This is a genomic window from Deinococcus pimensis DSM 21231, assembly GCF_000519345.1.
Lineage (GTDB): Bacteria > Deinococcota > Deinococci > Deinococcales > Deinococcaceae > Deinococcus_A > Deinococcus_A pimensis.
On sequence record NZ_KI912647.1, the window covers coordinates 89,538 to 91,073 of the forward strand.

Consider the following 1,536-nt stretch of genomic DNA (forward strand, 5'->3'; position numbering starts at 1 on the left):
CGCCGACCGCACGCGCGGCTCGCCGTCGCCGGTCAGGAGGTCATGCTGCGCGCCCACCTGCGCGCGGGGCCCTGGTGGGTGGAGCAGGCCTCGCTGCGCGGCGGACGCGACGTGCTGATCTGCACCTCGGTCCTCACGGACGGCCTGACGGAACTGCACCTCGGCAGCCTCGTCCGGTCCGCCGGACTGCAGGTCGCGGGCGTCCTGGCGGGCGTGGAGTTCACCACGCGCGGGGCGCGCGGACGGCTGGAGATGCTCGGCGCGCGCGTCGACAGCCTCGTCCGCGTCGCCGACACGCCGCGCGGCGTGGAGTTCGAGCGGCGCGGCGAGAAGGTGGAGTGAGGAGCAGCGGCCCCTCGCTCAGGCCTGGCGCGGGGACGTGTCTCCACACTCATGGGCGGAGCGGTCCGGTCCTTATGCATGGGGCGGTGAGATGTCTCTGTACTCGATGGTGGCCGTCCGCGTTTGGCTGCGTACGGACCGGAGCGGTCCGGTCCTTATGCCTGGGGCGGTGAGGTGTCTCTGTAACTTTGGAGCGCCCGTTCCTCCAGCGGAATTCGGATCAGCAGCAGCAGCGCCGCGTTGAGCAGCGACGCCACGAGCGCCGTGCGGGGCGCGCCCACCGCGAGGGGCGCGCTGAGCAGTTCCGTCGCCACGACCAGGTAGTTCGGGTGCCGCACCCGCGCGAAGAGGCCGCGCCGCACGCGCTCGCCGCCGGGCACGATCAGCACGCGCGTGTTCCAGTAGCGGCCCAGCGTGCGGATCACGAGGACCCGCGTGGGCTGCATCACGAGCCACAGCAGCAGCCACCCCCACGAGACGCGCGCGCGCGAGCGGCGCCCCTCGATCAGCAGCGCGGCGAGCCAGCCGCCGTGCAGCAGGAAGAACAGCGGGTAGTGCGCCCGCCCGTGCTCCACCGCGCCGCGCTCCCGCGCCCAGCGCTCGTTGGACCGCGCGACCCGCAGTTCCAGCAGGCGCTGCGCGACGATGAACCCCACGAGCCACGGCGTGAGCCGCGCGCCCGTGAAGCTCCGCGCCTCGGGACGGGACGTCAAGCGTCGAACTCCAGCATCACGTGTTCCGCGCTGAAGCCCGGCCCCATGGCGCTCAGGACGCCGCGTCCGCGCGGGCGGGCGCGCAGGGCGCGCTCCAGCACGAACAGCACCGTCGCGGAGGACATGTTGCCGTACTCGCGCAGCACGTCCCTGGACGTGTCGAGCGTGCCGGGCGGCACCTCCAGCGCCTCCTCGAAGGCCGCGAGGACCTTCACGCCGCCGGGATGCACCACGAAGTGCTCCACGTCGTCGCGGGTCCAGCCGATCGTGGCGAGCGCCTCGGCGACGTTCCCGCGCATCATGGAGCGCACCAGCGCGGGAATGTCGCGGGAGAAGCGGACCTTGAGGCCGTCCTCGACGACGTCCCAGCCCATCACGTCCGCGCTGTCCTCGATGAGGGTGGAGTACGAACCCATCAGGGCGGGACCTCGCGCGCCGCCGCGCCCGGCGCCGCCCTCACGCGGGCCGAGCACGAGCGCCG

General features: G+C 73.4%; 3 protein-coding genes. 1 reads left to right on the plus strand and 2 read right to left on the minus strand.

Going from position 1 to position 1,536, the window contains the following annotated elements; genetic code table 11:
• On the plus strand, positions 1–342 hold a 342-nt coding region (locus tag DEIPI_RS0113255; protein ID WP_027482081.1), incomplete at its 5' end, for a type I phosphoribosyltransferase.
• A 155-nt stretch (positions 343–497) separates the two neighbouring features.
• Here DEIPI_RS0113255 and DEIPI_RS0113260 read toward each other — a convergent pair.
• Both DEIPI_RS0113260 and DEIPI_RS30980 read right to left on the minus strand, forming a co-directional pair.
• A complete protein-coding gene (locus DEIPI_RS0113260) occupies positions 498–1,055 on the minus strand; it encodes an isoprenylcysteine carboxyl methyltransferase family protein (RefSeq protein ID WP_245588559.1) in 558 nt (185 codons plus the stop codon).
• Positions 1,052–1,536 (minus strand): 3-oxoacyl-[acyl-carrier-protein] synthase III C-terminal domain-containing protein (locus DEIPI_RS30980; protein ID WP_281173210.1); only part of this gene is annotated, 485 nt, incomplete at its 5' end. The genes DEIPI_RS0113260 and DEIPI_RS30980, both read right to left, overlap by 4 nt.